Genomic DNA, 23,207 nt, shown 5'->3' on the forward strand with positions numbered 1-23,207 from the left:
CAGAGGCCGGGATAACCAGGACGTAACCGCCTGCGGTTACGGAGGGGATACCGGGCCCCGCCTCTACTGGTCCCCGACGCCGGGAGGGACCCGGCACAGAAGGGACTGCCGAGCGCATGCGTACCATTTCGCGCACCAACTGGGGGCTGCTGGCAGCCATACCGCTGCTGAGCCTGAGCCTGGCCGCCTGCGGGGGCGGCACCGGCGGGAACGACGACGTCGCGTCGGCAGGCGGCGACAAGAAGGGGAGCGGGCAGCAGCTCACGCCCGCGGAGAAGACCAAGAAGTACAACGCCTGCCTGGCCGAGCGGGGCGTGGCGCCGGGGAGCGGGAAGGCCGGCGAGGACGCGCCCGAGCAGACCGCGTCGCCCGAGGAGGTGCAGGCCGCGCTCGCGGCGTGCAAGGAGTTCGCGCCCACCGCGCAGGACATGCAGAACGCACCGAAACCTGACGCAAAGCAGCTCGAGCAGGCGCGCAAATACGTCAAGTGCCTGCGGGCCAACGGCTATGACGCCCCGGATCCCGACCCGGAGACAGGCGGCATGCCGCTCGAGGACGCGAACATGGACAAGCTGCAGGCGGCCGCCGAGAAGTGCAAGGCCGTCAACCCCGCAGCCCAGCGGTGACGGGCGAGACCGACATGACGCACACACCCGAATCCACCGACGACGAGACGACCCGGATGCACCAGTTTCCCTCTCAAACGGACCCGGTAAAGGATCCGTCAGGGACCTCGGCGGGCAGGTCACCAGACGGCCCGCAGTACGCCCCACCGCGTCGCCGCCGTGCCCGCACCACCGCCGCACTGATCGCCCTCGCGGTCGTCCTCAGCGGGGCCGGCGTGGCGGCGTACGGCTTCGGCGGCGGCAACGGCGAGAAGTCCGAAAAGGGCAGCGGCCTGCCGCCGGCGACCGCACTGGTGACCCGCTCCGACCTCGCCCAGCAGGACACCGTCACCGGCAGCCTCGGCTACGGCGACAAGCAGCCCCTGACCAGCGGCGCGTCGGGCACCGTGACCTGGCTGCCGAAGCTCGGTGCCACCATCAAGCAGGGCCAGAACGTGCTCAAGGCCGACGGGCGGCCCATCCCCCTCATCTACGGCGACACACCTCTCTACCGCGAACTGCGCGCCGGCACGAAAGGCCCCGACGTCGCCGAGGCGGAACGGGCCCTGGCGGCCCTCGGCTACACCGGCTTCACCGCCGACGAGGAGTACTCCGACCAGACCGCGGCGGCCGTCAAGCGCTGGCAGAAGCACCTCGGAGTGCCACAGACGGGCACGGTCAAGCCCGCGGACCTGGTCGTTGCCGACGGTGAGATACGCGTCACCGGCCAGGAGGTGAAGAAGGGCCAGAAACTCCAGCCCGGCTCACCCGTGCTGACATACACCGGCACCAGCCAGCTTGTCGCCATCGACCTCGACGCGAAGAAGCAGAAACTCGTCCGCCGTGGCGACAAGGTCACCGTCGTCCTGCCCGACGGTGCACACGCGGCCGGGACAATCACCTCCGTCGGCAAGGTCGCCAGCACTGAAGGCGGGGACGGCGCTCCGGGAGAGGGCGACGGCAAGACCGTCATCAAGGTCACCGTCCAGATCGACAAGAAGGACAGGGGCAAGCTCGGCAGCTACGACGGCGCGCCCGTCGATGTGGAGATCACCTCCGCGGAGAAGAGGAACGTGCTGACCGTGCCCATCTCCGCGCTCCTCGCGCTGTCGGAGGGCGGCTACGGCGTCCAGGTCGTCAAGGGCTCCGTCAGCAGCACGGTCGCGGTGGAGACCGGCATGTTCGCGAACGGCCGGGTCGAGATCACCGGCGCCGGCCTGAAGGCGGGCGACAAGGTCGGGGTGCCGCGATGAACCACAACGTCGTACGCCTCGACCACATCACCCGCTCGTACGCCGGCGGCGTCACCGCCCTCGACGGCGTCTCGCTCGACATCCGCCGCGGCGAGCTGGTCGCCATCGTCGGGCCCTCCGGGTCGGGCAAGTCGACCCTGCTCAACATGATCGGCAGCCTGGACCGGCCCAGCAGCGGCACCGTCACCGTCGACGGCCACGACATCGCCGGCCTGGGCGACCGGGAGCTGTCCGCGCTGCGCGCGCTCAGCATCGGCTTCATCTTCCAGCACTTCCACCTCACCGCGGGCGTACGGGCCCTCGACAACGTCGCCGAGGGCCTGCTGTACGCGGGCATCCCGCTCGCGGAACGCCGCCGCGTGGCCCGCACCGCCCTGGAGCGGGTCGGCCTGGGCCACCGGGTGTACCACCGGCCGCACGAACTGTCCGGCGGGGAGAAGCAGCGCGTCGCGATCGCCCGCGCCCTGGTCGGCGGGCCGAGCCTGCTCCTCGCAGACGAGCCGACCGGCGCCCTGGACTCCCACTCCGGCACCACCGTGATGAACCTGCTGCGCGCCCTGAACGCCGACGGCACCACCGTCGTGATCATCACCCATGACCGGGAGATCGCGGCCTCGCTGCCCCGCCAGGTCCACGTTCGCGACGGGCGCATCGTGCACGACTCCGCCCAGAACGCCCAGGGCGACGTTCAGGCGGTGTCCGCGTGCTGAAGGTCTCCCGCATGAGCACCCGCGACGTCGTACGCGTCGGCGCCTCCGGGCTGCGCGCCCGCCCGCTGCGGGTCTTCCTCTCCGCGCTCGGCATCGCCATCGGCATCGCGGCGATGATCGGCGTGGTGGGCATCTCCACCTCCAGCCACGCCGAACTGCAGCGCACTCTCGACCGCCTGGGCACCAACCTCCTCACCGCGTCCCCCGGCCGGACCTTCACCGGCGGCGAGGCCAAACTCCCCGAGCGTTCCATCGACATGGCGGGCCGGATCGCCCCGGTCGAGTCCGCAACCGGCACCGGCAAGGTGACGGCGTACGTCTATCGCAACGACCACATCCCGGCCGCCGAGACCGGCAGCATCAACGTCAAGGCCGCCCGCCTCGACCTCCTGGACACCGTCGGCGGCTCTCTCGCCCGCGGCAACTGGCTCAACGCCGCCACCGCCAAGTACCCGGCCGTCGTACTCGGCAGCGGCGCCGCCGACCGCCTGGGTATCGGGGAAGTCGGCCCGGACACCCGGGTCTGGCTCGGCGGTCAGTGGTTCAGCGTGGTCGGCATCCTCGACGAGGCGCTCCTGGCACCCGAGCTGAACGACAGCGCGCTCGTCGGCTGGGACGCCGCCAAGCGGTACCTGGGCTTCGACGGACACCCCACGACAATCTACGTCCGCACCGCAGACAGCGCGGTCACGTCCGTACGCGACGTCCTCGCCGCCACCGTCAACCCCGAGGCTCCCACCGAAGTGACCATCAGCCGCCCCTCGGACGCCCTCGCCGCCAAGGGCGCCACCGACAAAGCCTTCACGGGCCTGATGCTCGGCCTCGGCGGCGTTGCGCTCCTTGTCGGCGGGGTCGGCGTGGCCAACACCATGGTCATCTCCGTCCTGGAACGGCGCGCCGAGATCGGCCTGCGCCGCGCCCTCGGCGCACGGCGAGGCGACATCCGCACCCAATTCCTCGCGGAATCCCAGCTGTTGGCAGGACTCGGCGGGATCGCCGGAGTCGTCATCGGGGTGGGCGTCACCACCGCGTACGCCGTCGCGCAGGGCTGGCCGGCAGTCGTCCCGGCCTGGGCGATGGCGGGCGGCCTGCTCGCCACCCTCGCCATCGGGGCCCTGGCCGGCCTGTACCCCGCCGTACGGGCGTCCCGGCTGCCCCCGACGGAGGCGCTGTCCGGGGCCTGATCCCAGGCGGGCACGTCCAAGGTCCGGATGCCCGATCGCGTCCTGCCCGTCCCACTCCGGGGCTGCTCGATGATCCTGCTCGATACGAACGGAGGCCCGCGTTCCGCAGCACGAGCTGCGGCACGCGGTGGGTCTTGACTGTGCACGCGAACGCGCCCCTCACCCCGGAAGGGCGGCTCCGGTTGTGCCTACGCGTCGACGCTGGACGCCCCATCGCGCACATCGCGGCGGAAGCCGGGATCTCGCGTCGCTGCCTGGCGAAGTGGTATGCCCGATGGCGGACACACGGCGAGGACGGCCTGCTCGACCTTCCTCCCGACCGTCTGCCTGCCCTACGCGCACCGGCGAGGGCATCGCCGACCTGGTGGAAGCGCTGCGGCGCCAGACCAGGTACGGGCCTGCCCGGCTCGCCGCAGAACTTGAGCGGCTGCACGTCGTCACCGTGGCGCCGGCCACCGCATCCTCGTGCGTCGCGGCCTAAACGGACTGCGTGACCTCGACCTGCGGGGCGCACCCTTCTCGTCGAGGGCGTCGAGGGCGTCGCGGGCGTCGAGGGCGTCGCGGGAGGCGTGGGGAGCGCGGGAGGCGTGGGGAGCGCGGCAGTCGAGATCGCTGTAGCACAAGGTGCCACCGTGATCGGGACAGCCAGTGAACGCAACCACTCCCCACCTCTCTCGGCGCCGTTCCCACCACCTACGGCCCCGGCCTCGCACAGCGCCTCACCGCTCTCGCTCCGCACTGCGTCGACCTGACACTCGACACTGCGGCTCCGGCTCGCTGGTCGACCTCGTCGCGATCACGGGCGAGCCGACGCGCGTCGCGACGGTCGCCGACCAAGCAGGCGGGTGGCGCCTGGGCACCCTCCACTGCCTCTGGTCGACGCCTCGGCGAGGTCGGCACGGGGAGTGTCGGCGGGGGTCGGGAGGGCGCGGCCGCCGGCGGCGAGGGCGCTCTCCTCGGCGAGTCGCTCCGTGCTGGTGGTCGTCTTGAGCGGCTTCTCTTCGATGAACAGGACGGCGATCAGCGCCAGCAGGGCGAACGGGGTGGCCCAGAAGAAGAGTTCTGCGGTGGCGATGCCGTAGGCGTTCTCCACGAGCGAGCGCAAGGGCGCGGGCAGGGTGATCACGTCGGGGACACCGTGCCCGGCTCCACCTCCCGGCGTGTCACCTCCCGCCGTGCGGCCGGCGGCCAGTTCGGTGGCGACGCGGTGGGCGAGGACCGCCCCGAGGACGCTGGTGCCCACGGTCCCGCCCATGCTGCGCGAGAAGGACAGGACGGAGGTCGCGCTGCCCAGAGTGTCGGCGGGCACGTCGTTCTGCGCGGCGAGGACCAGGTTCTGCGTCAGCATGCCGACGCCGGTCCCCAGGACGGCCATGTAGACGCTCAGCAGAACGAAGGGCGTGTGGGATCCGATGGTGGACAGCAGGGCGAGGCCGGCGGTCATGAGGACGGTGCCTGCCACGAGGTACCGCTTCCACCTGCCGGTCGCGCTGATCCGGTGTCCGGCGAACGTGGAGGCGGCGAGCGATCCCAGGATCAGCGGCAGACTCATCAGACCGGCGGTCGTGGGCGACTTGCCCATGGCCACCTGGAAGAACTGCGAGAGGAAGACGGTGCCGCCGAAGAGGCCGACACCGACCAGCAGGGAGGCCAGGCTGGTCAGCGCCACGGTGCGGTTACGGAAGATGCTCAGCGGGATGATCGGCTCGGCGGCCCGGGACTCGACCCGGACGGCCGCCGCCAGCAGCAGCGTTCCGCCACCGACCAGGGCGGCCGTCTGCCAGGAGAACCAGTCGAACGTGCTGCCCGCCATCGAGACCCAGATGAGCAGCGCGCTGACACCGGCGACGATCAGGAGGGCACCGAGCCAGTCGATCTTCACCTCGCGGCGGACGTGCGGAAGGTGCAGTGTGCGCTGCAGCAGCGCGATGGCAAGGAGTGCGAAGGGCACACCGATGAAGAAGCACCACCGCCAGCCGAGCCAGGAGGTGTCCACCAGGAGGCCGCCGATCAGCGGGCCGGCCACGGTGGCGCCGGAGAAGACGGCGCCGAAGACGCCGGAGTACCTGCCCAGCTTCCGCGGGGGAATGACGGCCGCCATCACGACCTGCGTCAGTGCCGTGAGTCCGCCGGCCCCCACGCCCTGCACCACCCGGCTGAAGATCAGCATGCCGACACCTTGGGAGAACCCGGCCACGAGCGAGCCGACCACGAACAGGCCCAGCGACATCTGGAGGAGCAGCTTTTTGCTGTAGAGGTCGGACAGCTTGCCCCACAACGGAACGGTGGCCGTCATGGCCAGCAGCTCCGCGATGATCACCCAGGTGTACGAGGATTGGCTCGCCCCCAACTCGGCGGTGATCCGGGGCAGCGCGTTGGCCACTACGGTTCCGGCGAGGATGGCGACGAACAAGCCGGCCACCAGCCCGGAAACCGTCTGAAGCACCTGCCGGGGCGGCATCGTCACCGCTTCCGGCTTCGTCGCAGGGGAATAGTCGGTAGTCACGGAGTCTTCCAATCAAGGACAGCAGGTGGCGTACACACTGGGTACCGAGCGCCACCTGACGGGAATGCTTCGAGGGATCGGGAACGGGCGGTATCCGATCCGGCGCCGGTGGATCGACCTGCCACCCGGCCTGTGTCACACACGGCGAACAGCGCGGGCAGCCCGCTCAGGCGCATGCCGAACGGGACACTCAATGCCGGTGTTTGTGCGACCTGACGGGGTCGTCGCGTACGGATCTCAGGTCGTAGCCGCGTCCCCCACGGCGCCTCCCGTGGCACTGCGGATCGCCTGGGCCAGGAGCTGGTGCGCATGTGCGAACTGGCGCACGTCGGCACCGCCGAGCAGGGCATCGCCGATCTCCTCGTTGACGACCCGTAGGGCGCCCGAGGCGGCCGCCGCGTGCACCTGCACCCTGATGTCGTCGGCCGGCAGGTCAAGTCGGCCGGCGATGCTCCCGGCCAGCTCGCGTTCTACCTGGTCACAGGCCATCAGCCAGGCCGTGCGGAGCGCGGGCTCCCTGCTGCTGAGCGCGATCATCTTCATCGCGAGCGCGTCGTCGGCGCGCTCCGCCCTGTCGGCGTCGCGGCCATGCCTGCTCATCTCATCGGCGAGATGGTCATCGAGGGAGAGTTCGGGTTTCCAGCGGCGCAGGGCGGCCATCTCCCACGCGACGCCATGCAAGATGATCGGTTCGGCGCAGCTCTCCTTGCTCCGGAAGTGCCGCCAGATGGTACGCGTCGACAGGCCCACTGCTTCGCCGATCTGGTCGCCGCTGGTCGCGGCAACGCCCTGCTCCCAGAAGAGACGCGACGCCTCCCGAGAGATCTCCAACCGGATCCGGCAGCGCCGCTGCTCGCTCATCCCAGGTCCGACGCGATTGCTCACCTGCATGGGGTCACCTCGTCATTCAGCCGTGGGACAAAGACGTCGTTCGGCTGCGGCTATGCCGGCGAAGGGCCAGGAAGTGCCCGGCCGTGTGCTCGCAGCGGCGGTGCGGAGGTCGGCAACCCCACAAGAGACGACGCCCAGATCGGCCGTGGTCGCTCCGCGGTGCGGACGCGTGTGCCGGACGGGCCGTGGGGGCCCGTCCGGCACGGACGGGGAGCGGGGAGGGCGTCGGTTAGCTGCGCTGGGCGGGCAGCAGGCCGACGGCCTTCAGTCGCTTGTCGGAAGCCCGGGCGGCCCAGGCGACGGCCAGGAAGCCGACGGCGAGGAGCGGGTAGCCCATGGCGATCTTGGCGAAGCCCAGCGAGCCGACCTCGTCGGCCTGGTAGAGGTACTGCTGGACGGCGAACCGGGCGCCGAAGATGGCGGCCAGCACCAGGGTGGCGATGTCGTAGTAGATCCGCGAGCGCTTGTCCGCCCGCCAGACGGTGCCCTTGCCGGTCGCCGAGTTCCAGATCAGGCCGGCCAGGGGCCAGCGCAGCACCACGGAGAGGACGAAGGCGACGGCGCCGGCCAGGCTCAGCCAGATGCCGACGAGGAAGAAGTCCTTGGCGGATCCGGTGTACCAGGAGATGCCGGCGGCGATCGCCACGCCGAACATGCCGCCGAGCGCGGGCTGGATCGACTCCTTGCGCATCAGCCGCTGCACCGCGATGCCCAAGGCGACGAGTAGAGCGGCGAGGATGCCCACCTTGAGTCCACCGGCGTTGTTGGCGACGACGAACACCAGGGCGGGCAGCGCCGAGTAGATGACCCCCTTGGTGCCGCCCGCCTGTTCGAGCGCCGACTTCTTCGTCCGTTGGTCTGCCGCCTGCATGTCGGTCGCCGCCTCGTGGGGACTGGTGGTCTGCATGGTGATCAGCTCTTCCGGGTTCGTCTTGGGGGCGAAATTCTGCGTCACTAAGTGACATCTTGACATCTAGTGACGAACGAAGCCACCTCGCGCGACGTGACCTGAGTCACGCCTCGGCGAAACCCCCGCTCAGCGAGTCGCCCGTCATCACGTGGCGATCAGGGTCCGTACGACGGTGCGGCGATCGCTGTCGCGCGGCTGGCGGAGAAGGGCGCGGGCGGCACCTGTCCCGCGCCCGCTGGCGCGCCGACAGCTCCGCCATCAGCACCTCTGGGTGCTTCAAAAGGGGCCTCGCAAAAATCAGTTCACATGCGCGCGCACATTCGCCTACGCCTATTCCTGGCAGAGGCGGAACGGCAGGCGAAGCTCTCGGCCGCTCCCGCGGCGGACTGACCACGAAGATCTACCTGAGTGCGGACGGTAGATGCCGCCCGCTCTCCCTGGTCGTCGCGCCCGGCCAGCGGGCGGACTGCACGCAGTTCGAGCCCGTCATGGACAAGATCCGCGTTCCCCGGCTCGGCGTGGGCCGGCCACGGTGCCTTCCAGACAGCGTCGGCGCCGACAAGGCATACAGCAACAGCCTCATCCGCTCCTACCTGCGTCGCCGCGGCATCCGACACGTGATCCCCGAGAAGAACGACTCCAAGGCCGCTCGCTGGCACAGGGGTTCAGACGGTGGCCGACCGCCCGGCTTTGACAAGACCCGATACAAAGCCAGGAACACCGTCGAGCGAGCGATCAACAAGATCAAACAGTTCCGAGCCGTCGCCACCCGCTATGACAAGCGCGGATACGTCTTCCTCGGCACCGTGACGGTCGCCGCGCTCCTCATCTGACTCCGCTCATGACCAACAACCGTTACTACACCAGGTCGTTGCGTGTCCGAGCAATCTTGTTGATCAGGCGGCGGGCCTCCTTGACTGGCGCAGCGATGCCCGCCTCACCGTGAGCAGCGGCTTCGCTGCCTGAAGGGAACAGGGGCACCGGCGACACGTACTCGACCACAGTCCTGTACGTGGCGGCGTCGATGCAACCGTCGAGCACCGCCAGCCGCAGGGCGAGTAGTTCCTCACCCTCGTGGCATCCAGCCCAGCCAGCACAAACACGCCGGACAGCACTGTCGGCATCGGCCTGATGGCACTGGAACAGCCCTGCGGGCTGGTCTGGAGTTTCGGCGTCGTAGCGCCGGAGCTTCGCGTATTCCTCACTGACCCAGATCCCTGCGGGTACGTCGCGTCGATAGGGACAGCTCTTGCAGGGGCGCTGCGCAGGGGCCTCCCCCTGCCCCCGGTGCCGCGGGCGTCTTCCGGAGCCCCGGCCCGGCCCGGACGGGGCTCCGGGGGCCGCCGGGCGTCGCGAACCGTCGTCCGGCCTCGGCTCCCCGCACTCGGTCTCCCGCTTCGTCTACTTCGTCACCTTGATCCCCTCGTACGCGGTGGACTTCGGCGCCAGGCAGACGAACCAGTCGTAGGGCGAGTGCTTGGGGCTGTGGATGACCGGAACGGCGGCGTTCGCCTCGGTGGCCGCGGACGCACGGCCGACCTTGGTAGACGTGCCGTCCTTCCAGGTGCAGGTGACCTCCCGGGCGGTCTTGGCGACCTGGCCAATCACCAGGCGCGGGGCCGTGCCGTTCCCGGGGAGCAGCGGGAGCGAGACGGTCCCGGACTCGCCGCCGGACAGGACGTCGCCCTCAGGTAGCGCCATGTCCGCGATCTGAGTGGTCCTCGCCTCTTCACCGGTGACCCGGTGCACGAAGTGCGCGACCTTGCCCACCAGTTCGGAGGCCGTGGAGACGTCCTCCGGGTGCTCGCCGAACTCCGCCATCGCCGCCAGGGTGGCCTGGGCCTCCGCCGTGTCCGCCGGAGCCTTCCACACGTCGATGTACACCCTCCACGGCACTCCCGCGTCGGTGCCGCTCGCCAGGGTCGTCCGCATGTGCGGCTCGGACGCCTCCGTGCTGGCGACCGGCCGGCTCGCCGGCGACACCCCCCGGTCCCCGTCACCGGACAGCCCCGTCAGCGCCAGAGCCCCCGTGGAGCCGGCCACGACCAGGGTGGTGGTCGCCACGACCGCCCAGCGACGGGCCTTGCGGCGGCGGCCGCCGCGAATCAGCGCCTGGGCGGGGGCTATGCCGATCTTCACCTCGTCGGCCGCGTCGGCCAGCAGGAGTGCGATGTCGTGCTGTGTCATGTTGTGGCTCGTCTCCCAGTCCGCGCTTTTCACTTTCGTCCTCCCTGCGTCACTGTCTCCGCCAGTCCCGATATGGCGCGCAGCTTCGCGATCCCCTTGGCTGCGTTGCTCTTCACCGTGCCGACCGAACAGTCCATCGCCTCGGCCGTCTGTGTCTCGGTGAGGTCCTCCCAGTAGCGCAGGACCACTGCTTCCCGCTGCCGTGTCGGCAGTTCGGCCAGCGCCTTCAGCAGCGTGTGGCGGTCGTCGGCCTGGGCGATCCGGTCACCGGTGTCGGCCACCTCGTGTGTCAGGCCCGCGTCCTCGCTCCTGGGCACCAGGAACTCCCGCAGTTTCCTGCGGTATCTGCGGGCATGCGCGTTGATCATCACTCGTCGTACATACGCCTCTGGGTCGTCGGCCGAGGCGACCCTGTGCCAGGCCACATAGACCTGTTCCAGCGTCGACTGGACCAGATCCTCCGCGGCGTGCTGCTCCCCCGTGAGCAGGAATGCCGTGCGCATCAGCCGCGGCCAGCGGCCGACGACGAAGGCCTGGAACTCTCTGTCCCCGGCCTGTTTTCGAACCCCCATGAGCACCTCCTAGATGTTCAAAAGAGGCCATGAGAGGCCGAGACCGTTGCCTCACCGCGGAATCATTTTCCGCGTTCTAGTCGGAGCGGGGGGTGCCTGTTGAGTCGGCACGGAGCGCGGTGCCGGTGTTGCCACCGGTCCGTTCCTCCGTGCCGCTCGCCGAACGCGGCGTACCCGTCTCCGAGTACCGGGCTCTCCACGGACTCTGCCGTTCGCGCGGGGGGTCCAGGGGTTGGAGGTCGTGTTGCCTCTGTAGCGGTAGCGGGTGACCGTCACCGCTTGGAGGTCGAACAGTTCGATCCCGTCTGCCGAGGGCTTTTGCCACCGACCGGTGTGGTCGGTGAACCGTCGGCGGACGTCCTTCCACTTCCAGCGGCGCAGTGCCATCCACCAGCTGATCACCCGATGCCGCGTGAAACTGGCCAGGGAGCTCAGGGCGGCTTTGCAGACCGCGTGCTTGAAGTAGTTGAGTCGGCGGCGGCAATCTCACGCACCGCCGCTCGCAGAACCGTGCGGGAGTCCATCGGCTCACACGGCTCCCATCATCCAGCCATCAGGCTTGAGACCGAACCACCAATGGGCGAAGAGATTCGGGTACCGGCGGGCAGTTCCCGCCAGTAGTTCCCGCGCCTTCTTCTCCCGGCGGTAAATCCGTTACTTCCGGCAGGCCCAACGCACCAGATAGCCGCCTCGCGCGACATGACCTGAGTCACATCGCGGCGAACCCCCCGCCCAGCGAGTCGCTCGTCATCAGGTCACGGTCCGTACGGCGGTTCGGCGATCGCTGTCGACCTGTCCCGCGCCAGCCGTCTCGCTCAGTTCGCCGCCGACTTTCCGTAGAGGTCGCGGCCGTCGAGGTGGCGCGGGTGCGGGTCGTCGGACGCCGATGTCCGAGGACCTGCGCGAGTACGTCGCGGACGACGTGAGGGTCAGACGCCAGGTCGGGGCCGGGAAGGCCAGACCGCGCGAAATGGCGCGCGTCAGCCGCAGCCCACTGACGACGTCAACTTGCATGGCAAGAAGGCGGACGGGCCTACGCCGGCCCGGCAGCCGGACACCCCTTCTGCCTCCGGTCAGCCCGACCGTCACCGCGTGCCCGCCTCCGGTGCTGCGCCCAGAACTCGGCGTGTGGGGTGATCCCGCCATCCATCCATGAGCTTGAGTGTGCCGTCGCGGCACAGTGTTGACTCAGGCCATGGCTGATCAACATCGCTACGCAGTGTCTGACGCGGTCGTGACCGGCCGACCGAGACCTGCGCGAGGTCGTAGCCGGGACGCCGATGGCCGAGGCGTCGTGACGTTGGACATGCCTCGGACCGGGCCCCTTATCGCTCTGATGGGAGCACTCGTATGGGTATCACTTGGGATGAGTACCGGGAGCACGATGCCGTCGGGCTGGCCGAGCTGGTGAAGTCCGGGGCGGTGAGCCCGGTTGAACTGCTCGAGGCGGCGATTGCCCGTGCCGACGCCGTCGAGCCGACGATCAACGCGATCCGCCACCGACTCGACAACGATGCCCGTACCCGCGCTCGCAGTCCACTGGCAGGCCCGTTCGCCGGCGTCCCGTTCCTGATCAAAGACTTGGATCAGCACCTCGCCGGGGTTCCGACCGGCAGTGGGAATCGATCGCTGGCGCGCTTCCCGCGCCCGGAGACGTCCACGGTGGTACAGCGTTGGCTCGACGCCGGTCTGGTCGTGTTCGGCCGGACCGCGACCCCCGAGTTCGGTGCTCGCGCGATAACCGAGCCGGTCGCGGGGGGCCCGACCCGCAACCCCTGGGATCCGTCGCGGACGCCCGGTGGCAGCTCCGGCGGGTCCGCGGCGGCCGTCGCGGCCGGAGTCGTGCCGGTCGCGGGCGGGAACGACGGCGGGGGCTCCATCCGGATTCCGGCTGCGGCCTGCGGGCTGTTCGGGCTCAAGCCGGGGCGGGGCGTCGTCCCGTCCGGGCCGGAGGTCGACGAGGTCTTCCATGGCGCCGCGGTGCAGGGCGTGCTGTCGCGCACGGTCCGTGACTCCGCCGCGATGCTCGACGTGCTGGCCGGCTCCGCACCGGAGGGCCCGTACCGGGCGGCTCCGGCGGAGCGTCCGTACGCCGAGGCCGTCGTCGACGACCCACGCCCGCTGCGGATCGGGCTGAGCACGGTGTCCCCGCTTGGCGGACCGGTTGATCCGCAGGCCGCCGCCTTGGTTCGGGATGCGGGGGAGTTGCTCACCGGACTCGGACACGTCGTGGAGGAGTCCGCCCCGGCCATCGACGGGCAGCGCCTGGCCACCGACTTCCTCACGGCCTGGTTCGCGATGGTCGCCGCCGAGGTCACGGCCGCACGGGAGTTCACCGGCTGTGCCGAGGGCGACTTCGAGATCGAGACCCGGATGATGGCTGCGATCGGCCGGAGCCTTTCGGCGCCGGAGTATCTGGCCACGCAGTCCCGCTGGCACCAGCACACCCGGGCGCTGGCCCGGTTCCACGAGCGCTACGACATGCTGCTCACCCCGACCATGGCCCGGCCGGCGTGGCCGATCGGCGAGTTCGATCTCGCCTTGCCGGTCCGGCTCGCCGCACGGGGGCTGCTGGCTGCCCGGATCGGCGGTGTGCTGGGGCGGATGAACCTCGTCGAGAAACTGGCCGTCGCGAACCTTGAGCCCGCGCCCTTCACCCAGCTGGCGAACGTGACCGGGCGCCCGGCGTCGTCGGTGCCGCTCTACCGGACGTCGAGTGGGCTGCCGCTCGGTATCCAGTTCGTCGGGCGCCCGGGGTCGGAGCCCGAGCTGCTGGCACTGGCCGCGCAATTGGAGCGGGCGCAGCCATGGTCGCATCTCTGGCCGTCGTTGCCCGATTCGCCGTCCGCGCCCTGACGCCTCTGAGGACAATTTCACGTATGACTACTGTATTCTCACGCATTATCGTCGGCGAGCTGCCCGGACGCTTCGTCTGGCAGGATCCGGACATCGTCGCTTTTCTGTCCATCGCTCCGTTGCGGCCTGGTCACACTCTTGTTGTGCCGCGGCGTGAGGTCGACCGGTGGACGGACGCTGACGGGACCCTTCTGACGCGTTGCTTCGAGGTAGCCCAGGCCGTGGGGCAAGGGGTGCAGCGGGCTTGGAACGCTCCGCGTGCCGGCCTCGTCATCGCAGGCTTTGAGGTACCGCATTTGCATATACATGTCGCGCCGGTCTGGGACATGTCCGACTTTGATTTCAGCAAGGCCAAGCAGGAGGAGGATCAGTCAGCTTTGGCTGAAGCAGCAGCAAAGCTCCGTGCCGCCCTGCTGGAACTCGGTTATGAACAGGCACGGGACTTTGACCCCGGAGTGTGAACCGGAACTCGTGCGACCGCGCACTGCCCAGCTGCCGCGAGCCGGAAGCCGAACAGCACCAGCCCGGTCCCGATCGCGATGCCGATCGTGAGCGGCAGAGGCGGGACTTGACTGTGCCGTAGCGGCACCGTGTTGGCTGAGGGCCATGAGTTGGAGTACCCGGGAGATCGCCGAGCTGGCCGGCACCAGTCTGCGGGCGGTACGGCACTACCACGAGGTCGGGCTGCTGGCGGAGCCCGAGCGCCGCGCCAACGGCTACAAGCAGTACGGCGTGCCGCACCTGGTCCGCCTGCTGCGGATCAAGCGTCTGGTCGATCTCGGGTTCTCGCTGAACCAGATCGCGGAGACGGTGGACGAGGGTGAGCACCCCGGGCAGGCACTGCGCACGCTCGACGCGGAGCTGGCCGCGACCATCGAACGGCTGCAGCGGGCCCGGCTCGAACTCGCGGCACTGATCGACCTGCGTGCCCCGGCCGACCTGCCTACGGAACTCACGCCCGGCGAAGCAACGGCCCTGTCCGAGACCGACCGCTCGCTCCTGCTGGTCATGACCCGGTTGATGAACGGGGAGCAGCTGCAAGCCTACGGTGCACTGGTGCGCAATCTGCCTGCTCACCCGATCAACCGGGAGTTCGACGAACTGCCCGCTGACGCAGGCGAGCTCATCCGCCAAGACCTCGTGGAGCGGATGGTGCCCTACCTGCGTCGGCTGCGGCAGGACCACCCGGACCTGCCCGACCTGTACACGGACGCCCCGAGGGGGGAGAAATTCGTTCGAGAGACCATGGAGACGGTCCTGCGTGAGCTGTACAACCCGGCGCAGCTCGACGTTTTGCACCGGACCCACGTGATCGTGGACGAGTCCACCCAGCCTCGACCGAGGCGGAACGCTACCGAACTTCGTTGACCGCGCCGGTTTCCGGCTCCATGCCGTCGCCGTCGACGGCCGCACCCGTAAGCGACACGCAGGAGTGACAATGCAGTCCCATGCCCATGCAGATGCCCGCGACGCAGTCAGCACTGCCTTGCTGGCTGAGCTGCGGTCCAGAATCCCTGCGGGCCGTGTGCTCACCAACGGGCCGGAGTACGCAAAAGCAGTGGCGTTGTTCAACGCAGCGGTCGATGTCCGTCCTGCTGTCGTCGTGCGGTGCGCGACCACCGCTGACGTGCAGGCCGCGATACGCGCGTCTCGCAACCACGGGGTGCCGATCTCGGTACGCGGCGGGGGTCATGACTTCTGGGGACGGGCGTTCCGTCCCGGCGGACTGGTTCTCGATCTGACTGACATGCGGGGAGTTCAGGTCGACATCGGCCGCCGTTTCGCGACGGTAGGTGGCGGGGCACTCTCGTCCGACGTCGTATCCGCTGCCGAGCGGGCGGGCCTGACGGCGGTCACCGGAACGGCGGGCGCCGTCGGCATGGTCGGCCTCACGCTCGGCGGCGGATACGGCCCCCTGATCGGGCAGTTCGGGCTCGCGGCCGACAACCTGCTCGGCGCCGAAGTCGTCCTGGCCGACGGTTCACGAGTGCACACCGACGCCGACCATCATCCGGACCTCTTCTGGGCGCTGCGCGGCGGCGGAGGCAATTTCGGTGTCGTGACCTCGGCGCGGATCCGTCTGCACCCCGTGCCGACAGTCGTGTCGGGCACCATCTTGTACCCGATCATCCAGAGCGCCGACATTCTCGCCGACCTCGGTGGGATCCTTCAGGACTGTCCGGATGAGCTGACGGTGGACGTGGGGTTCCTTCCCGGCCCGGACGGGAAGCCGACGGTGTACGTCGCGCCGACCTGGTCGGGGGACATCGAGGTGGGGAACGCCGAGAACGGGCCGGTGCGTGCCCTGGCCAGACTCGGTACACCCGTGCTGGCCGAGATTGGACCGGTCGCCCGTTCCGCGGCGTTGGCCGCGACGGACACCATGTTCCCACCCGGGCGGATGGGCGCGATTCGCACGCGCACCGTCCAGAGCATCTCCGGCTCCATCGCGACCGTCCTGGACCGGGCTGCCCAGGAGTTCACCTCACCGTTCTCCGCGATCGTGTGGCATCAGTTCCATGGTGCCGCCGCCCGGCTGCCCCTCGGCTCGACGGCTTTCGGCCGACGCGAACCGCACCTGATGGTCGAGCTGATCTCATTGTGGGAGGGCGAAAGCAAGAGCAACGCAGGAGCCGGCGATGGCAGGTCCCCGCACCTTCGCTGGCTGGAAGCGTTGCACGCGGCGCTTGAGCCGTTCTCGTTGCCGGGTGGCTACGTGAACTTCCTGGGGCCGGAGACTCCCGACCAGGTCGCGGAGTCCTACGGGCCGAACACCGAGCGTTTGCTAGCCGTGAAGTCTGCGGTCGACCCGGACTCCGTCTTCGCCGCCACGCCGCTCCCCAGCGGGAGTGCCGACGCCGGTTCCAGGCCCGTGTCAGGCGTGGAGCCGGAGCATCCGAGGGGGCCGGCGGTCCCGCCGGAGAACGGCATCGGGTCGTCGGACACTGGCCACGTTGGCCTCGGGCTTTCACCAAGGGGGCCGTCCGACGGGTGATCAGATAGCCGGGGAGCGCCTCTGAACTGGGACGGTAGGGCTTGTCGAAGGTCCTGTTCGTCGCCCGGGAAGAAGCCCTCCCCGGGTCCAGGGCGCCGGGCAGGGTCAGGCGCCACCGGCCGCTGTATCCGGGATGGAGAGCCGGGGTCTTCGTCGGACTGGCCGAAATAGCGCCCTGGGCCACAGAGTTCATATGGGCGCTACGGCGTTGTCGTGCCCTGGGAGATCCGCGGTTGAGCGGCGTACACAGTACGTGCAGCAGCGGCCGTGTCCCCTCCCGCCTCCGTGGCTGAGCCCATCGGAGTGTGCCGCTCAGGGGGCACCGCTTACTCCTGTCGATCGGCGGCGCCCTCGTCCGGCGCGGCGGGCGCCTCGTCGACCTGGACCGGGTCGCCCACGGCGCCCCCGGTGGCCGTGCGGACAGCGTCCGCAATGAAAGCGAAACTCTCGTCACCGAGCTTCCGCGGATCGGTGCCGTCCAGAAGGCCGGCTCCGACGTACTCATTGATGACTCGCAGGGCGGCCGCGGCGGCCGCGGCGTGCAGACGTACCTGTAGGTCGTCGGGCTTGAGTCCGAGGCGAGTCGCGATGACCGCTGCCAGTTCGTGTTCCACCTGGTCGCAGGCCATCAGCCAGGCCGTGCGCAGGGCCGGTTCGGTCTCGGCCAATCGAATCATCTTGACGCCCAGCCCGGCATCGGCCTGCCCCGAAGGGCTGATCTCGCTGACCAACCGCTTCGCCTCCGTGGCGAAGTGCTCCTCCAAAGAGCGGTTCAGCGGCCAACTGCGCAGAGTGGCCAGTTCCCACTCCACGCTCTGCGCAACGATCGGCTCCGCGCAGCTCTCCTTGCTTCGGAAATGACGCCAGATGGTGCGGGTCGACAGGCCCACCGCCTCGGCGATCTGGTCACCGCTCGTGCCGTCGACGCCCTGCGCCCAGAACAGGCGTGCCGCCTCCCGCGAGATCTCCAGACGTACACGACGGCGGCGCTGCTCACTCATCCCGCCACGGCTGCGTTCGGTCGATACCACGTCGTCGGCCATCTTTTCGCCACCCTTTCACCATCGCGCTCACTCAGTGCCATATTGACATTAAGTGACGCTGCACGCCAGCTAGTGCGCGCGCCTCGATCCGGACTCAAGTGCATCCACTTGCAATATCTGTCACTTAGTGACACTGTCACTAAGTGACAAGGGATCCCGCCGCGCGGTGGCCTTTGCCACTCGCTGTGCAAGGCCGACCTGCGCAGCGAGTGATCCCCTTCCGAGCCCACCCCTACCCGAGCTCCGGAGTACCGCATGAGGAAACGACCAGCCGCCACCGCCGCAGCCCTGCTCACGGCCTGCGCTCTGACCTGCGGCCTCATAGGGGCAGCCGTCGCCGCGCCGGACCAGGCAACCGACGGCGGCCGAACCGGGAGGACGACCGTCGCCACTGCTACCGATTCGGTCACGCACGAGGAGAACGAGCGGGTGCCGGAGGGGGCGCGCTGGACCCAGCACTACTTCCCCTCCTCGGACGGCTCCAAGACCGAGCTGCACGCCGACGTTCTGCTTCCTGAGAAGCTCCCCGAGGGTGCGAAGGTGCCCGTCATCATGTCGGCCGGCGCGTACTTCGGTCACTCGGGGGAGATGGAGGTCGAGGAGGAGCACGCCGGCCCCTCGGAGCGCTTTCAGGACCTCCTGGAGGGGACCGACCTGTTCGACAAGGGGTACGCCTTCGTCATGGTGGACACGCGCGGCTTCGGCGGCTCCACCGGATGTCTCGACCTCGGCGGGCCCGGAGACCAGGCCGACGTCAAGGCCGCGATCGACTGGAGCGCGAAACAGCCCTGGTCCACAGGCGCGGTGGGAATGTACGGAAAATCCTTCGACGCCTACACCGGTCTCCTCGGCAACAACGTCAAACACGACGCACTGAAAGCCGTCGTCGCCCAGGAGCCCATCTGGGATCTGTATCAGCAGCTCCACTCCAACGGCGTGCCCCGCCCGAACAGCGTCCAGTTGCCCACCAGCTACAACCGCATTGCCGGCCTGGCCCAGTTGCCGGACGAGGACAAGCGGTACCGGACCAACGCCGCGTACGAGAAGAAGCACCCCGAGTGCCTGGTGCTCAACTCCTTCGGCCCCTCCATCGGTGACCCGGACGACCCGTACTGGAAGGACCGCAGCCCGGCCAGGAACGCGAAGGACACCCCCACTCCCCTTCTCTTCACCCAAGGCACCGCCGAGACCAACACCCTGCCCGTGGGGATGGAGGAGTTCCTCGACAATCACCGCGGCCCCCAGCGGGCCTGGATCGGCCCCTGGGGCCACGTGCGCGGCAATGAGCGCACACAGGACGGGAAGCTCGCGATGGGCCGCGCGAACTGGTTCAAGGAGACATTGTCCTTCTTCGACGAACACCTCAAGGGCATCGACCCGAAGATCCAGTACCCGAACTACGCCGTCCAGGACAACCTGGGCAACTGGCGCGCGGAGAAGTCCTGGCCCACAGCGAAGCGCTCCGCGAACCTCCGTCTCGGCAACGGCTCGTACGTGGACAGCGGAGCGGGTTCGCAGCCGACGTCCCCAGAAGAGGAATCCGGTCGTGACGCTGGAAGCTTCCTCGTCTGGTCCGGGCCTCTCGAGACGGCCACCCGGGTCACCGGCACGCCCCGAATCACCATGACGGCCAAGGGTGAGGGGAACGTCATGGTCAAGCTGTACGACGTGGACGAGGACGGCAACGCTGTCGCATTCGACGAGCGAGTCTCCCGGCTGGACCGGGACAGGCTGGACATCGGCCTGAAGTCGACCGACTGGACCCTGCGGGCCGGCCACCGCCTCGCCGTGGAGATCGGCTCGGTGCGGACCGGCGATTGGCTCGACACCCCCTCCAAGCAAAAGATCCGGATCAGTAACGCCCGTCTCCAGCTGCCCCTGGACAACCCGGCTGAAGACATCGCGACTGGTGGCGACCGGGCGCCGTGGCTCGACACCTTCACGCAGATCAACGCGGCGCAGCTGAAGCCCGGCCCAGCCACGTTCACGCTGCCCCCGGCCCGTGCGCGGCGCTGAGGAACGCCACACCGCTGGACATCCTCGTCGCGTTGGCTCACGGGGCGGAGCACCGCCACCGACAACCCACCGACCAGCGCGAACGACAGGTCGGAAACAGCTCAGTTCATCGAACCGAGGGGATACCCGTGCCCATCAGCCTTCCGCCTCTCTTTCACGTCGGCATCATCGTGGAAGACTTCGACCGCGCCGTCGCCGATTACGAGAAACGGTGGGGGGCCAACACAGAGCAGATAACGGATCTGAAATTCTCCAAAGCCGAACTTCACGGGGAAAAGGTCTGCCCGTTACGGCTTCATCAGGACGGGATCTTCGGAGATCGAACTGATCCAGCCGCTCGATGGCCGCTCGCCGTACACTCAGTTCCTCGACCTCCACGGTGAAGGCGTCCACCACCTCGCCTACGTGGTGGGAAGCATCGACCAGTGCCTCGAATCGCTGCGAGCGACGGGAGAGGCAGGTCGTGTCACCTTCGAGGCAACCATCGCAGGGCAGACACGCTTCGTGTACCTGGACGGTCTGGCCCATGGGCCGGCCATCGAGCTGATCGAAACCACCGGCGAAGACGCCTGACCGCGACACGGTTCCGGACGGACGCGACACCGCAGCGGGCTCTCACACCTTGCGGTCGCGTTCGCCAATGTTCACGAACAGTCGCCATCTTCCCCGCTCGGGCGCGCGTGCCAACGGTCCGTGCGCCGAGCGGCGACCGGCGACCGGCGACCGGCGACCGGCGGGCATCCGATAAGCCCGCCGTGCTCCGAAGCGCCTTCGCGTCCACATCAAGGAGGACTGCATGACGAGCGGCACGATGCAGCCTCCGACCCAACGTCCGAGTTCGAGCCCAGCCCGCGCCCAGAGCCCCGGTCGTCAGAGGCTGGGTGCGATGCCGGCCCGGAGGATGTCGAGGTAGTTGTCGATCGCGTCCCCCTGCCGCTCCGCCGGGTGCTCGCTGACGGCGTGGATCAGGCCGCACAGGAGCTTGAGCAGGTTTTCGCCGGTGAGGGCAGGGGCAGGGCGGATGCGTGCGAGCAGGTGGGAGGTGACTTCGACCAGCTCTCCCTTGGCCCGGTGCAGAGAGTCCGTCTCGTCGGACCCGGTGATCAGAACGTCGGTGAGGCCCGGTTGCGCCAGGGCCGTCAGGAGCGCCGTGCGGAGGAAGTCAACGAGCGCCTTGGCGGGATCGGGGTGTCCGCCAGCTGCGGCCGCCGCATCGATGAGCTCTCGGACCGCCTCTTCCAGGACGGACTCCAGCATGGCCCGCTGCGTGGGGAAGACCCGGTAGACCGTCCCGACCCCCACGCCCGCCCTGCGCGCAAGCTCGTTGAGGGTAAGCGCTATCTCCCCGCCGATGACGGCGCCGCGGGCCTCATCGAAGATCCTCTGCCTGTTGCGTGCGGCATCCGACCTCATGATCCCTCCTTCGCATACCTATGTGGATAACCTATCAGGTTGGTGCTACGGTTAAGTCGATAACCAATCCACTTCACTTCGTCAGGAGCGGTCATGACCGTTGTGTTCATCCATGGAGTACCGGAGACGCCCTCCGTCTGGAACGACCTCCGGGGGCGGATCGACCGCCCCACCACGGCCCTGCGGCTGCCCGGATTCGGCAGCCCTCGCCCGGCTCACCTGGACGGCAAGGAGGCGTACGCCGACTGGCTGGCGAACGAACTGCGCGCCTTCGGCGAGCCCGTCGACCTCGTGGGCCACGACTGGGGTGCACACCTGGTGATGCGGATCGTCTCCGCCTACGACGTTCCGGTACGCAGCTGGGTGTCCGACGTCGCACACGGCTGGCACCCCGACTATCAGTGGCACGAGGCGGCCACCCTCTTCCAGAAGACCCCGGAGGGCGAGGAGCTGCTCGCGTCGCTGCGCGCCCAGACCCCCGGCAGCCCCAGCTTCGGCGACTTCCTCCGCCCCCGGGGGATGAGCGCCGAACTGGCGGCAGAAGTCGACACCGCCCACGACGAGGAGATGAGCAAGGCCATCCTGACGCTCTACCGCTCGGCCTGGCCCAACTTCCACACCGACTGGGGCAAGGACTTCGACCGCCCCTCTCCCGCGCCGGGACTCGTCCTGATCCCGACCGGCGATCCTATGGCACAGCCCGCGATGGACCTGGACATGGCCACGCGAACCGGAGCACAGGCAGTGGAACTGGACCACCTCACCCACTACTGGATGCTCCAGGACCCTGACCGGGGCGCGGAGGTACTCAACCGATTCTGGGACTCCCTGCCCGCATGACATCCGATCGCCGGTTACCGAAAGTCATATTCGGTGCGGTCCGGCTCCGTCCTGCCAGCGGTAGAGGTCGCGCAGCAGGGAGATCTCGGCGCCGTGATGGATCAGCTCCCTGTTGACGTGCAGGACCCTGTTCTCCATGGGAAACCGCTCGGGACCCACCGTGGGCGGATTGTCCAGGTCAGCGTCCGATAGCTCGCGGACCCCCGCGTTCCATCCCCCATACATCTCATCGAGCTGTTCCAGCGCCTCGTCAGCGGTCCCCGCGTAGGCGAATGTCTGGGAGTCGACGTCCTGGCCGCCGAAGTACCATCCGACCCGATAGCCCAGGCACGAGACGATGATGTGCGCCAGCCGCCAGGCAATCGTGGTCACCGGTGCCGGCACCGGGGCAGGGGACGCGGAGTCCATCGTCCATTCCCCCGAGCCTTCCAACATCGGTGCGGCCGACGTGTCACGTGGGCGGATGCTCCAGCAGCCGCGCACCGGCTCCCAGAAGTACTCCTCGTCAGTAAGACCGTCCAGCCGTGGCCGCAGGTTCTTGCGCCAGTACCAGTCCAACTGCTCCGCGAGCCGCTCGCTTCTTGTCATTGCCGCACACTACAGACCCGTCGAGCAGAGTGATCGTCGCCGTCTGCGGTCATCCTCCACTATCACAAACCCCGCAGACGGTCATCCCTAAATGGCACAGAAGTCAATCGATCGGCCTTCGCTGGCAATCGATTGCAGGACCTTCAGCAGCCCCGGCGCACGTTCGGCGAGCAGGTGGATGACCGCGCTGGCATAGGCGTGGGCGGTGGACTCTCTGATACCGAACCCGGCAGCGATCCTCGCCAGAGTGGTGTGTTCGCGCAGGTACACCAGTGCCACCATCGCACGCTGGGGCGGGCGCAGCTTGCAGCGCCGGTCGTCCTCACGGGTGACGACGAGCATCGTCACCCACTCCACGAGCGCATGCGGCAGGTCGAGTGCGGCAGGATAGATGACCAACGAGGCCCCCGAGCAGCGTGGTTGAGACGTCAGACATCTCGATCACCAGCTCGGGGGCCTCGCTCGTTGCGCTCCGGAACCGTCACCTGATCGGTGGCCGGCTCGCAGAAGCTCAGTGGGCGGTTCATCCGAGTACGCCTCTTCCGGGGCCGCTCAGCCCATGTGCACGGGAACGCTGTCCCCGCCGTTGTGCTGCTTTTTGGCGTTGACGGCGAGGATCGTGACAGCCGCCCCGGCTA

At 68.8% G+C, this 23,207-nt stretch carries 21 protein-coding genes and 3 pseudogenes; 14 read left to right on the forward strand and 10 right to left on the reverse strand.

Annotated features, from left to right (window positions below; genetic code table 11):
* The first annotated feature begins 116 nt into the window (after window positions 1–116).
* From AB0H86_RS06970 to AB0H86_RS06995, 6 genes and pseudogenes are all read left to right on the forward strand, one after another.
* Complete coding sequence (locus AB0H86_RS06970; RefSeq protein WP_362433932.1) at window positions 117–626, forward strand: hypothetical protein; 510 nt, start codon at window positions 117–119, stop codon at window positions 624–626.
* 14 nt (window positions 627–640) lie between these two features.
* Window positions 641–1,858: a peptidoglycan-binding protein gene (locus tag AB0H86_RS06975; RefSeq protein WP_362433935.1), complete on the forward strand. Its 1,218-nt coding sequence runs from the start codon at window positions 641–643 to the stop codon at window positions 1,856–1,858.
* Window positions 1,855–2,568 (forward strand): ABC transporter ATP-binding protein, encoded by a 714-nt coding sequence (locus AB0H86_RS06980; protein WP_362433938.1) that lies wholly within the window; start codon window positions 1,855–1,857, stop codon window positions 2,566–2,568. The genes AB0H86_RS06975 and AB0H86_RS06980 overlap by 4 nt, the downstream gene beginning before the upstream one ends.
* Before the next feature lie 11 nt (window positions 2,569–2,579).
* Complete coding sequence (locus tag AB0H86_RS06985) at window positions 2,580–3,752, forward strand: ABC transporter permease (protein WP_362433940.1); 1,173 nt, start codon at window positions 2,580–2,582, stop codon at window positions 3,750–3,752.
* 140 nt (window positions 3,753–3,892) lie between these two features.
* On the forward strand, window positions 3,893–4,246 hold the full coding sequence (locus AB0H86_RS06990; RefSeq protein WP_362435189.1) for a leucine zipper domain-containing protein: 354 nt from the start codon (window positions 3,893–3,895) through the stop codon (window positions 4,244–4,246).
* Between the two features lie 78 nt (window positions 4,247–4,324).
* Window positions 4,325–4,610, forward strand: a pseudogene (locus tag AB0H86_RS06995) (NADP-dependent oxidoreductase); the annotation flags it as partial.
* Here AB0H86_RS06995 and AB0H86_RS07000 read toward each other — a convergent pair.
* From AB0H86_RS07000 to AB0H86_RS07010, 3 genes are all read right to left on the reverse strand, one after another.
* A complete protein-coding gene (locus tag AB0H86_RS07000; RefSeq protein ID WP_362435193.1) occupies window positions 4,549–6,213 on the reverse strand; it encodes an MDR family MFS transporter in 1,665 nt (554 codons plus the stop codon). The pseudogene AB0H86_RS06995 and the gene AB0H86_RS07000 overlap by 62 nt on opposite strands.
* A gap of 282 nt (window positions 6,214–6,495) precedes the next feature.
* On the reverse strand, window positions 6,496–7,149 hold the full coding sequence (locus AB0H86_RS07005; protein ID WP_362433943.1) for a TetR family transcriptional regulator: 654 nt from the start codon (window positions 7,147–7,149) through the stop codon (window positions 6,496–6,498).
* Between the two features lie 229 nt (window positions 7,150–7,378).
* Window positions 7,379–8,056, reverse strand: a complete 678-nt coding sequence (locus AB0H86_RS07010) for a DUF3159 domain-containing protein (protein ID WP_362435196.1) — start codon at window positions 8,054–8,056, stop codon at window positions 7,379–7,381.
* A 299-nt stretch (window positions 8,057–8,355) separates the two neighbouring features.
* On the opposite strand from AB0H86_RS07010, the gene AB0H86_RS07015 reads away from it, so the two are divergent.
* Window positions 8,356–8,892, forward strand: coding sequence for an IS5 family transposase (locus AB0H86_RS07015; RefSeq protein ID WP_362435199.1), 537 nt, complete (start codon window positions 8,356–8,358; stop codon window positions 8,890–8,892).
* Window positions 8,893–8,917: 25 nt separating this feature from the next.
* On the opposite strand, the pseudogene AB0H86_RS07020 reads toward AB0H86_RS07015, so the two are convergent.
* From AB0H86_RS07020 to AB0H86_RS07030, 3 genes and pseudogenes are all read right to left on the reverse strand, one after another.
* Window positions 8,918–9,316 (reverse strand): annotated as a pseudogene (locus tag AB0H86_RS07020) (DUF6283 family protein); the annotation flags it as partial.
* 144 nt (window positions 9,317–9,460) lie between these two features.
* Window positions 9,461–10,246, reverse strand: coding sequence for a hypothetical protein (locus AB0H86_RS07025; protein ID WP_362433946.1), 786 nt, complete (start codon window positions 10,244–10,246; stop codon window positions 9,461–9,463).
* 29 nt (window positions 10,247–10,275) lie between these two features.
* Window positions 10,276–10,818: a SigE family RNA polymerase sigma factor gene (locus AB0H86_RS07030; protein ID WP_362433949.1), complete on the reverse strand. Its 543-nt coding sequence runs from the start codon at window positions 10,816–10,818 to the stop codon at window positions 10,276–10,278.
* A 1,350-nt stretch (window positions 10,819–12,168) separates the two neighbouring features.
* Between AB0H86_RS07030 and AB0H86_RS07035 the strand changes: the two genes are divergently transcribed.
* The 4 genes from AB0H86_RS07035 to AB0H86_RS07050 all read left to right on the forward strand — a co-directional run bounded on the left by AB0H86_RS07035 (window position 12,169) and on the right by AB0H86_RS07050 (window position 16,669).
* On the forward strand, window positions 12,169–13,674 hold the full coding sequence (locus AB0H86_RS07035) for an amidase (RefSeq protein ID WP_362433952.1): 1,506 nt from the start codon (window positions 12,169–12,171) through the stop codon (window positions 13,672–13,674).
* A gap of 23 nt (window positions 13,675–13,697) precedes the next feature.
* On the forward strand, window positions 13,698–14,135 hold the full coding sequence (locus tag AB0H86_RS07040) for an HIT family protein (RefSeq protein ID WP_362433954.1): 438 nt from the start codon (window positions 13,698–13,700) through the stop codon (window positions 14,133–14,135).
* A 145-nt stretch (window positions 14,136–14,280) separates the two neighbouring features.
* Window positions 14,281–15,042 (forward strand): MerR family transcriptional regulator, encoded by a 762-nt coding sequence (locus tag AB0H86_RS07045; RefSeq protein ID WP_362433956.1) that lies wholly within the window; start codon window positions 14,281–14,283, stop codon window positions 15,040–15,042.
* Between the two features lie 70 nt (window positions 15,043–15,112).
* Window positions 15,113–16,669, forward strand: a complete 1,557-nt coding sequence (locus tag AB0H86_RS07050) for an FAD-binding oxidoreductase (RefSeq protein WP_362433959.1) — start codon at window positions 15,113–15,115, stop codon at window positions 16,667–16,669.
* 326 nt (window positions 16,670–16,995) lie between these two features.
* Here the strand turns inward: AB0H86_RS07050 and AB0H86_RS07055 are convergent, their stop codons facing one another.
* Window positions 16,996–17,712 carry a helix-turn-helix domain-containing protein gene (locus tag AB0H86_RS07055; protein WP_362433962.1) on the reverse strand — a complete coding sequence of 239 codons (717 nt, stop codon included), beginning with the start codon at window positions 17,710–17,712 and terminating at the stop codon, window positions 16,996–16,998.
* A 255-nt stretch (window positions 17,713–17,967) separates the two neighbouring features.
* Between AB0H86_RS07055 and AB0H86_RS07060 the strand changes: the two genes are divergently transcribed.
* Both AB0H86_RS07060 and AB0H86_RS07065 read left to right on the forward strand, forming a co-directional pair.
* On the forward strand, window positions 17,968–19,728 hold the full coding sequence (locus tag AB0H86_RS07060) for a CocE/NonD family hydrolase (protein ID WP_362433965.1): 1,761 nt from the start codon (window positions 17,968–17,970) through the stop codon (window positions 19,726–19,728).
* Window positions 19,729–20,025: 297 nt separating this feature from the next.
* Entirely contained in the window at window positions 20,026–20,301 is a 276-nt protein-coding gene (locus AB0H86_RS07065) for a VOC family protein (RefSeq protein WP_362435202.1), read from the forward strand.
* A gap of 297 nt (window positions 20,302–20,598) precedes the next feature.
* Here AB0H86_RS07065 and AB0H86_RS07070 read toward each other — a convergent pair whose 3' ends face one another.
* Entirely contained in the window at window positions 20,599–21,141 is a 543-nt protein-coding gene (locus AB0H86_RS07070; protein ID WP_362433968.1) for a TetR/AcrR family transcriptional regulator, read from the reverse strand.
* A gap of 93 nt (window positions 21,142–21,234) precedes the next feature.
* Between AB0H86_RS07070 and AB0H86_RS07075 the strand changes: the two genes are divergently transcribed.
* Complete coding sequence (locus AB0H86_RS07075; protein ID WP_362433971.1) at window positions 21,235–21,981, forward strand: alpha/beta hydrolase; 747 nt, start codon at window positions 21,235–21,237, stop codon at window positions 21,979–21,981.
* A 24-nt stretch (window positions 21,982–22,005) separates the two neighbouring features.
* On the opposite strand, the gene AB0H86_RS07080 is transcribed toward AB0H86_RS07075, so the two are convergent.
* Window positions 22,006–22,569 carry a DinB family protein gene (locus AB0H86_RS07080; protein ID WP_362433974.1) on the reverse strand — a complete coding sequence of 188 codons (564 nt, stop codon included), beginning with the start codon at window positions 22,567–22,569 and terminating at the stop codon, window positions 22,006–22,008.
* 132 nt (window positions 22,570–22,701) lie between these two features.
* Window positions 22,702–22,968 (reverse strand): annotated as a pseudogene (locus AB0H86_RS07085) (transposase family protein); the annotation flags it as partial.
* Window positions 22,969–23,207: the final 239 nt, after the last annotated feature.

Source organism: Streptomyces sp. NPDC050997, from assembly GCF_040660135.1.
Classification (GTDB): domain Bacteria; phylum Actinomycetota; class Actinomycetes; order Streptomycetales; family Streptomycetaceae; genus Streptomyces.

Excerpts from the sequence above, each read along its gene's own strand:
- AB0H86_RS07035 (WP_362433952.1), top strand. The coding sequence starts at position 12,169 with ATGGGTATCACTTGGGATGAGTACCGGGAGCACGATGCCGTCGGGCTG.
- AB0H86_RS06980 (WP_362433938.1), top strand. The coding sequence starts at position 1,855 with ATGAACCACAACGTCGTACGCCTCGACCACATCACCCGCTCGTACGCC.
- AB0H86_RS07010 (WP_362435196.1), bottom strand. The coding sequence starts at position 8,056 with ATGCAGACCACCAGTCCCCACGAGGCGGCGACCGACATGCAGGCGGCA.
- AB0H86_RS07075 (WP_362433971.1), top strand. The coding sequence starts at position 21,235 with ATGACCGTTGTGTTCATCCATGGAGTACCGGAGACGCCCTCCGTCTGG.
- AB0H86_RS07070 (WP_362433968.1), bottom strand. The coding sequence starts at position 21,141 with ATGAGGTCGGATGCCGCACGCAACAGGCAGAGGATCTTCGATGAGGCC.
- AB0H86_RS07000 (WP_362435193.1), bottom strand. The coding sequence starts at position 6,213 with ATGCCGCCCCGGCAGGTGCTTCAGACGGTTTCCGGGCTGGTGGCCGGC.
- AB0H86_RS06970 (WP_362433932.1), top strand. The coding sequence starts at position 117 with ATGCGTACCATTTCGCGCACCAACTGGGGGCTGCTGGCAGCCATACCG.
- AB0H86_RS07080 (WP_362433974.1), bottom strand. The coding sequence starts at position 22,569 with ATGACAAGAAGCGAGCGGCTCGCGGAGCAGTTGGACTGGTACTGGCGC.
- AB0H86_RS06975 (WP_362433935.1), top strand. The coding sequence starts at position 641 with ATGACGCACACACCCGAATCCACCGACGACGAGACGACCCGGATGCAC.
- AB0H86_RS07025 (WP_362433946.1), bottom strand. The coding sequence starts at position 10,246 with ATGACACAGCACGACATCGCACTCCTGCTGGCCGACGCGGCCGACGAG.
- AB0H86_RS07030 (WP_362433949.1), bottom strand. The coding sequence starts at position 10,818 with ATGGGGGTTCGAAAACAGGCCGGGGACAGAGAGTTCCAGGCCTTCGTC.
- AB0H86_RS07050 (WP_362433959.1), top strand. The coding sequence starts at position 15,113 with ATGCAGTCCCATGCCCATGCAGATGCCCGCGACGCAGTCAGCACTGCC.
- AB0H86_RS06985 (WP_362433940.1), top strand. The coding sequence starts at position 2,580 with ATGAGCACCCGCGACGTCGTACGCGTCGGCGCCTCCGGGCTGCGCGCC.
- AB0H86_RS07040 (WP_362433954.1), top strand. The coding sequence starts at position 13,698 with ATGACTACTGTATTCTCACGCATTATCGTCGGCGAGCTGCCCGGACGC.
- AB0H86_RS07060 (WP_362433965.1), top strand. The coding sequence starts at position 17,968 with ATGAGGAAACGACCAGCCGCCACCGCCGCAGCCCTGCTCACGGCCTGC.
- AB0H86_RS07005 (WP_362433943.1), bottom strand. The coding sequence starts at position 7,149 with ATGCAGGTGAGCAATCGCGTCGGACCTGGGATGAGCGAGCAGCGGCGC.
- AB0H86_RS07055 (WP_362433962.1), bottom strand. The coding sequence starts at position 17,712 with ATGGCCGACGACGTGGTATCGACCGAACGCAGCCGTGGCGGGATGAGT.
- AB0H86_RS07045 (WP_362433956.1), top strand. The coding sequence starts at position 14,281 with ATGAGTTGGAGTACCCGGGAGATCGCCGAGCTGGCCGGCACCAGTCTG.